Below are 7,089 nucleotides of genomic sequence, written 5' to 3'. Positions count from 1 at the left end.
TATGACATCTGCTACCCCCACTGTAAAGATGGGGTTTTCTTGACGCTTACGTTACAGCTACAGTAAGTTTGTTATATGCGTCCTGATTCGGAATACATTTATAATTCAGACATAGAGCAAATTCGCCTGAATTGCTGCTGCCTGATTTTGCAAAAGGCGTGGCTGTGTTCACTAACCATTGAGAATATTTCGACACTCCTGATAACACGTGTACTTCCGTATAACCAGTTCCCGTATTTTCTCTCTGTACACCAATTAAATCAGGGATGCCATCTCCATCATAGTCAGCCATGTAAAAGAGCCATTCGCCTGCATTGCTGCTGCCTGTTTTTACAAGAGGCGTAGCCGCGTTCACTAACCATTGAGAATATTTCGACACTCCTGATAACACGTGTACTTCCGTATAACCAGTTCCCGTATTTTCTCTCTGTACACCGACTAAATCAGGGATACCATCTCCATCATAGTCAGCCATGTAAAAGAGCCATTCGCCTGAATTGCTGCTGCCTGATTTTATCAGAGGCGTAGTTGCGTTCACTAACCATTGAGAATATTTCGACGCTCCTGATAACACGTTTACCTCCGTATAACCGGATGCCGTATTCTCTCTCTGCACACCAACTAAATCAGGGATACCATCTTTATCATAGTCAGCCATAAAAAAGAGCCAATCACTTGAACTGCTGCTGCCTGATTTTGGAAAAGGCGTAACTGCGTGCAATGCCCATTGAGTATAACCTGATGCCCCTGATAACACGTGTATCTCCGTATAACCGGATAACGTATTTTCTCTCTTTATACAAATTAAGTCAGGGATACCATCTCCATCATAGTCAGCCATAAATAAAAGCAGCTCACTTGCACTGCTGTCTGATTTTTCAAGAGGCGTAACTGCGTTCACTAACCATTGAGTATAACCTGATGCCCCTGATAACACGTGTACCTCCGTATAACCGGATCCCGTATTCTCTCTCTGTACACCGATTAAATCAGGGATACCATCTTTATCGTAGTCACTCATAAAAAAGAGCCATTTAGCTGAATTGTTGCCGCCTGATTTTATCAGAGGCGTGACTGCGTCCAATGACCGCTGAGTATAACCCGATGTCCCTGATAACTTGTGTACTTCCGTATAACCGGATGCAGTATTTTCTCTCTGGATACCGATTAAATCAGGATGGTTAGTGGCGGCAGCTCCGGAGCTGATGCGTACTGATTCGGTTGCCGATGCTATCCCGAAACTGGCAATCGCAAGAATCATTGAGAAAAACAATAATTTTCTCAAATACCTTGTAGTCAGGCGTCTCACACTTTTATTATACATTGGTCTCTCCCATACTATGCATTTAGGATACATCACTCAAGGAATGATGAACTAAGAGGTAAATGTGAGAAGACGTGATTATTCACAAAATGGCCTCACAACATGTCCGGGCTGTAGATAAAAGCGTCTCACCAATGTACTTCTTCGTAACTTATTATCACATGGATGAATTTTATAATCAATCGGTAAAAGGCAGATTTCTGTATAGGTATTTTCGAACTTAATAGGGCAAATACCTACCCCGAGCGTAAAACAGGGGCAGCGGCCAGTAATTTACACCGGTGCCGACATCGGCGAGAACCGTACGCTCATCATATGCGTTAAGTCAAATGACCGCAGGGACACGCGGGGGTAGTGAAATAAATAATATTTATCCCGGCCTGCTCTATTTGCCTCCCTATCGTCCCAGTGTTGGCTTTTTATGGCCTGGGGGGAGGAAGTTTTCTCCTGTAATTACCCTTCTCCCTGTTTTTGCTTCCAGCGCCTGTCTTGCTTTTTTAGCAATATGGCCACCTTTTATTCCTGCTTCTTTATTTTCATTCATACCGGTTGCGTTAACGCTCTCTGCTATTTGACGGGTTGAAAGTTCGGCAAGGGCTGTAAATATCAGCTCTGCCTCGTTCATATGGTCTCTAAGGTTTTGTGTTTTCAGCCCCTTTAAATCCTTGTGTTTTTTTATGGATAACCCTGCCCACTCCTGATGGATAATATTTGTCAGGATAGCGTATTCCTCTTCCTTTTTTATCTCGTGTTCTTGCCAGTAGTCAGTGAGTTTGTTGCGGGTTTCCTGCCCCATCATCCGCTGTTGAATCCACTTTTCGCTCCTGCCGTGCTGCTGCCAGTATTCACGCGCCCTGTCAAACGAGCGTGCAGGGTCAGCCATGTCCTGCATTCTTTCATACCCTACCTTTGCAAGCCATAGCTTAATAGGCTCAGCCTTGGGGCTGGGGACAGACTGTATGAGACGAAGCAGCGTTTCGGGGTCAGCGACATCGGTAAGGTATTTTTTACCGTCGGCTGCCTGCATTTTCAGTCGGTTACATTTTGTAACCGACTCACTTCCTTCTTTATTCAAGCGGTTTTTCAATACCTTCCAGTAATTTCTCGCGGCCTGATAGTCAGGCTGCTGAATCAGCACCTGAATAATATCCACTACGGAAAAATACCATGTTCCGGTCTTCTCATCATAATGGCGGCGGATTTGCTTCCCCTCAAAAACAGCTAAAGACTTTTCTGTCATATTCTCCGCTCCTTGTTATGCCGAGGTCGGTTATATACCTCTCAGTCCTTCCTTCTGCACGACAGTATAGCACAATCCCGAAAGAAAAGCAGCCTGCCGAAATTTCCCACATAGCAGACCAATACCGGACAAACTTAACATCTGTCGCTTCAGCAAGATAACGTTACCTTTACGTAACATAAGATGGCAGTTTCTACTGTATTATTTAGCGTTAAAACAATTCAATTTAAGTAGATGAGTCTATTTAGTGGCAAATTATAATCATTGCTACAATTGCGTAGCATCATGGTGGTACATGATAGTAACGATACAATGTTACAAACATGTAACATTTTGATATTCTTAATTGTAATAATTTATGTTGACAAATAAGATGATATATGTATATAATGTAAGCGTACGTTATCAGGATATGGTGTGAAGTTAGCGATGGATAGGGTATAACAAACGGATCACAGATGCCGTGTAGGATTTTGACTAAAGGGGGAAGTCCAAATGGTGCTGATGAGTGATTGGCTTGAAGTAGGTAGTGTTGCACTGTCTGCTACATCAATAGCTGTTACCATTTTTATTTTCTACAGTCATATAAATAAATCTCTTCAACTAATCTTGTCCAAGAAAGCCTCATATTTGACAAGGGAACAGGCGATTAGATTATTAGACTTCTATTTATATTCAGTTAAAAAGGACTTATTACATCTAATCGACACATTCTTCAGAAGTGAATTTCCCGAGTGTAGTCGAGAAAATAACACGGATAGGGTGTATAATTTTGTGTACAGAATAACTGATGACACCATTAAGACAAATAGATCTCAGTTGTCTTTTTTTGAACTTAAAAATGGGCAGAAGATGGATGATTTCCTTAATTCAAAGAGTCCGATAGACGATGACCCAGGACTAATTATAGATGCAAAAAAGAAGGTATATTCACTATTTATCGATGCAGTGGCAAATAAAATCTCAGAAAAAATAGCATGGGAAGGAGCTATGAAGGAACTTGACGATGCGAATAGATTAGCTCGAAAGATTATCAAGACACAGATAGATTCATTATACAATGACCTTAGGCTGCTTGATTAAGAAATTCGATGTCTTACGAGAAAATATCTGTCAATTAATAAAAAGGAAATGGACAGGCTACTTTTAAAGCTGTTCTCCCTGCCCTTCCTACGAGACAACTAACATTTCTTGTTCATTCTGTATAATAATTCCTGGATTTTGGTTTCTCGGTGAAGGTGTAAGCCCGTGCTCTTTTAATAATCTCACATGTTCTTTCATTCCCCATTTTGCCTTAAATATACAATCCCCTACAGAATATCCAATCCCCGTAAAACCTGCTAAATCAGGTGAAACGATAAAGTAGCCTGTCCCCGTTTCTGACTATTTCACCAGCCCTAATAGCTTAGACAGCAAGTCTATGGCTTTCGGATTAGTCAGTAGGTACAAAAACGCAAGGATTATGAAATACATCCTCATTTTGGCCTCTAACAGCAACAAGTCAGCCTTAGTTGCGACTTCTTTTTTAGCTTGCTCCGTGCTTTCATCAATAGCCTCAATAAGCGCTTTTGTCTCTTGCTCACCGAGCTTGTCTTTAAGCAGCCTATATAATTCTATCGCCCTAGTCATGCCTACATTGTACCGTATCCATTGATATTAATCAATAGGGGAAAAAGGGACAGGCTACTTTTAGAAACGATAAAGTAGCCTGTCCCCGTTTCTGACCCAATAGCTTCAACGATATCAGTCAGGCGGGGAACGATCGAATGGCCAGTCATTAGAAAACTTGCATCGCCGACTTCTCAATCTGCTCCCGCAAAACATGGTGTAGGCTGCGCCTTGTCATGATGTCAGTTTTGCAGTCAAGAATTGCAGCAGCGGCATCCTTTATGTCCATTAACTTGAACAGCCCCATTGATCCTTCAGGGTGATCGAAAAACAGATCAACATCGGGATCCTTACGAGCCTCACCACGTGCGGTTGAACCAAACATGAAAAGATGCTCCACTCCAAGCCTCTTTAGGTCGGATTCATGCTGTTTTAATAGGCGTATGGCTTCGTTACGTTCCATTCTCTCATTATAACACAAGTTTATGGGGGAAACCCAAAAATCGGGCTTTATAATTCAGGAACACATCCCAATTAACTTGATATGGTACAGGACAGATAAACATATTAAGGAGGGGTCAGGCTGCGTCCATAGTGTTCCCGACATTAGTCAGGCTCAAAATATTTTCTTGCCTCACTCAAAAATTCATTTGCTTGCTCACACATGGTCTTCACGTCTTCGCTGGTCAACGTGGATTCAATACCATAGTCGCCCAGTATGCGTTTGTCATATGAATCCAGAAGCCATCTGTGAAATCTTTTGTCCATCAGGCCAGTTTTAACAAAATGTTCACCAAAGGCGCTGTGTATGCTGCCATGTTTCCTGAAATTAACACCTTTATCATTCAACAAAGCCTCAGTCGTGTAAAACATTGCATAATAGGCTCTACCGGCTGCGAAATCAATGTCACCCCTTTTTAATAGAGACATGGCGGCAAATACTGCCCTTGATGCCTTTTCCAGAAGCTTTTGGGTTGCCGCCATCATGCTGGAACGGCCTCAGTACGTACATTTGCTATAAAAGGCGTATCGCCGTGCAGCCAGTCGTTATGCGGAATAAAAACCCTGCTTACACTAACACCATATTCCAGAGAAAGCCTTGAAATCAGATAACCTGTGCGGTCCACCTCATGGGCATAGTTTTCTAAAGCGTCAAGGACTATCAGCACGTCAACGTCCGATTCCAGACCATTGTCACCGCGGGCATGGGAGCCGAACAGGTAAACTCCCATCAGGCGCTCTCCGTATAACTCTTCAAGGAAAGAGTTAAGCTCTCTCATCAAATTATCTATATTTTTCCCCTTTATCATCTCACACTTATTCTAAACTAATTGCAGTAAAGATGTCATATATTAACGTGTCTCTGCGGCTGCCGATTCGCGCGGCCGCTCCAGTTGTCTTAAATTCAATAAATTAACATTCCACGGGCCGCCCAGGGCCTTTATCAAAATCACACTGTTTGCCATTATGCGGCCAGAGATTATCTCAGCGGTTTTTCTGTTGCTTAGCTCGATGTTTTGGATTACTATAAGCTCAACGCTGCCGATTATGCCCGCCTTGTATTGATTTAACGCAACTGCCGACGCGGCGGCTGCGGACTTTACCGCATCATCCTGCGCCCTCTGCTCGGCCATCAGTATCTCACTCGTTGACAGGGCATCCTCTACCTCCTGAAACGCTGTCAGCACCGTCTGTCTGTATGTGGCAACGGCGGCGTCATAGTTGGCCCGCGCCTGTTCAGTTACGGCAAGCCTAAGGCCGCCATCAAATATCGCCTGCGTAAGCTGCGCCCCAAGCGACCACACGAGGCTTGGCCACGAGAACAGTTTGTCAATCACCGAGCTTTGCAGCCCGCTTGAAGGGCTGAGGGTCAGGCTTGGATAGTACGCCGCCACCGCCACCCCGATTTGCGCATTCGCCGCGGCAACCCGCCGCTCCGCCGCCGCTATATCAGGCCTGCGCTCCAATAACTCAGACGGCACACCGTTTGGTATGGCGGGCGTCATAAACGAAAGCGGCGTAAACGGTATAGAAAATGACGAGGCTGGTTTGCCCATCAAGAGCGCTATCGCGTGTTCAAGCGTTGCCCGCTGTACACCGAGGTCAATGGCCTGCGCAACGGTTGTCTTTAACTGCGTCTCGGCGTTAAGCACATCGGCCTTGCCGGTCATGCCGCTTTCATAGCGGTTTCTTACAATCCTGAGGGTTTTCTCAAAGCCATCAATGGTCTCGTTCAGTATCTGACGCTGAGAGTCAAGGGCGCGCAGTTGAAAATAATCCTGCGCCAGTTCAGCCTGAGTACTAAGGCGTAGTGCCTCAAGGTCAGCAAAACTGGCCTCGGCGCTTGCCTGATAAGCCTCAATCGTGCGTCTTAATTTGCCCCATATATCTAATTCCCAACTCATTGTGGCGGTCAGGGAATAATTCGTATTCGTGGTTTGTGAGCCGCTGGAGGATGAGGACTTGCTTGTGCCGGAGGATGGGCTTGAAGCAGTTGTGCCTGTGGATGATGGCGCTGGCGTGGCGCTTGAGTTGGCTGAGGAGGACGAGCCGCCGCCGCTGGTCAAGTTTCCGGAGGTTCGATTCCTGGTAAATGAGGCCCCGGCTGACAGCGTAGGATAGAGCTGTACCGAATCTACGAGGGCGCGGGCCTGCCGGTACTGCGCCTCTTTTACGGCAAGGTTCTGATTTGATATGCTCACCTCATTTTCAAGAGAGTTAAGTTGGCTGTCGTTAAACACCTCCCACCATGCGTCTTTCGTTGCGTTATCCATGGGCCGTGCGGTCTTCCAGAGATTTGCCTCTTTGTAGTCGGCTGGAATTGCCATGTCCGGCCTTACGTAATCCTTGCCAACCTCGCATGAGGTTAAGAGCATACATGCTACCAACGATACTAATAAGATTTTATCAAACATTT

General features: G+C 44.9%; 8 protein-coding genes. 1 reads left to right on the top strand and 7 read right to left on the bottom strand.

Features of this window, described 5'->3' with window-relative positions; translation table 11 throughout:
- Positions 1-46: 46 nt before the first annotated feature.
- Both AB7D94_RS01305 and AB7D94_RS01300 read right to left on the bottom strand, forming a co-directional pair.
- Positions 47-1,285: an FG-GAP repeat domain-containing protein gene (locus AB7D94_RS01305; protein WP_420263847.1), complete on the bottom strand. Its 1,239-nt coding sequence runs from the start codon at positions 1,283-1,285 to the stop codon at positions 47-49.
- Between the two features lie 436 nt (positions 1,286-1,721).
- Positions 1,722-2,564, bottom strand: a complete 843-nt coding sequence (locus AB7D94_RS01300; RefSeq protein WP_420263846.1) for a BRO family protein — start codon at positions 2,562-2,564, stop codon at positions 1,722-1,724.
- 495 nt (positions 2,565-3,059) lie between these two features.
- Here AB7D94_RS01300 and AB7D94_RS01295 point away from each other — a divergent pair, with 495 nt between their 5' ends.
- Positions 3,060-3,647 (top strand): hypothetical protein, encoded by a 588-nt coding sequence (locus AB7D94_RS01295; protein ID WP_420263845.1) that lies wholly within the window; start codon positions 3,060-3,062, stop codon positions 3,645-3,647.
- Positions 3,648-3,947: 300 nt separating this feature from the next.
- Here AB7D94_RS01295 and AB7D94_RS01290 read toward each other — a convergent pair whose 3' ends face one another.
- The 5 genes from AB7D94_RS01290 to AB7D94_RS01270 all read right to left on the bottom strand — a co-directional run bounded on the left by AB7D94_RS01290 (position 3,948) and on the right by AB7D94_RS01270 (position 7,087).
- Positions 3,948-4,193 carry a hypothetical protein gene (locus AB7D94_RS01290; protein WP_420263844.1) on the bottom strand — a complete coding sequence of 82 codons (246 nt, stop codon included), beginning with the start codon at positions 4,191-4,193 and terminating at the stop codon, positions 3,948-3,950.
- A gap of 148 nt (positions 4,194-4,341) precedes the next feature.
- Complete coding sequence (locus tag AB7D94_RS01285; RefSeq protein ID WP_420263843.1) at positions 4,342-4,635, bottom strand: nucleotidyltransferase family protein; 294 nt, start codon at positions 4,633-4,635, stop codon at positions 4,342-4,344.
- Positions 4,636-4,778: 143 nt separating this feature from the next.
- A complete protein-coding gene (locus tag AB7D94_RS01280; protein WP_420263842.1) occupies positions 4,779-5,159 on the bottom strand; it encodes a HEPN domain-containing protein in 381 nt (126 codons plus the stop codon).
- Positions 5,156-5,482 carry a nucleotidyltransferase domain-containing protein gene (locus AB7D94_RS01275; protein ID WP_420263841.1) on the bottom strand — a complete coding sequence of 109 codons (327 nt, stop codon included), beginning with the start codon at positions 5,480-5,482 and terminating at the stop codon, positions 5,156-5,158. The genes AB7D94_RS01280 and AB7D94_RS01275 overlap by 4 nt, the downstream gene beginning before the upstream one ends.
- Before the next feature lie 42 nt (positions 5,483-5,524).
- Complete coding sequence (locus AB7D94_RS01270) at positions 5,525-7,087, bottom strand: efflux transporter outer membrane subunit (RefSeq protein ID WP_420263839.1); 1,563 nt, start codon at positions 7,085-7,087, stop codon at positions 5,525-5,527.
- Positions 7,088-7,089 lie beyond the last annotated feature (2 nt).

The sequence above is a fragment of the Candidatus Magnetominusculus dajiuhuensis genome, assembly GCF_046044395.1.
Lineage (GTDB): Bacteria > Nitrospirota > Thermodesulfovibrionia > Thermodesulfovibrionales > Magnetobacteriaceae > Magnetominusculus > Magnetominusculus dajiuhuensis.
The sequence above is the reverse complement of the archived record's forward strand: the minus strand, read 5'-3'. Positions and strand labels throughout refer to the sequence as shown.

Coding starts and splice junctions, on each gene's coding strand:
- AB7D94_RS01300 (WP_420263846.1), bottom strand. CDS start 2,564: ATGACAGAAAAGTCTTTAGCTGTTTTTGAGGGGAAGCAAATCCGCCGC.
- AB7D94_RS01295 (WP_420263845.1), top strand. CDS start 3,060: ATGGTGCTGATGAGTGATTGGCTTGAAGTAGGTAGTGTTGCACTGTCT.
- AB7D94_RS01290 (WP_420263844.1), bottom strand. CDS start 4,193: ATGACTAGGGCGATAGAATTATATAGGCTGCTTAAAGACAAGCTCGGT.
- AB7D94_RS01285 (WP_420263843.1), bottom strand. CDS start 4,635: ATGGAACGTAACGAAGCCATACGCCTATTAAAACAGCATGAATCCGAC.
- AB7D94_RS01280 (WP_420263842.1), bottom strand. CDS start 5,159: ATGATGGCGGCAACCCAAAAGCTTCTGGAAAAGGCATCAAGGGCAGTA.
- AB7D94_RS01275 (WP_420263841.1), bottom strand. CDS start 5,482: ATGATAAAGGGGAAAAATATAGATAATTTGATGAGAGAGCTTAACTCT.
- AB7D94_RS01270 (WP_420263839.1), bottom strand. CDS start 7,087: ATGTTTGATAAAATCTTATTAGTATCGTTGGTAGCATGTATGCTCTTA.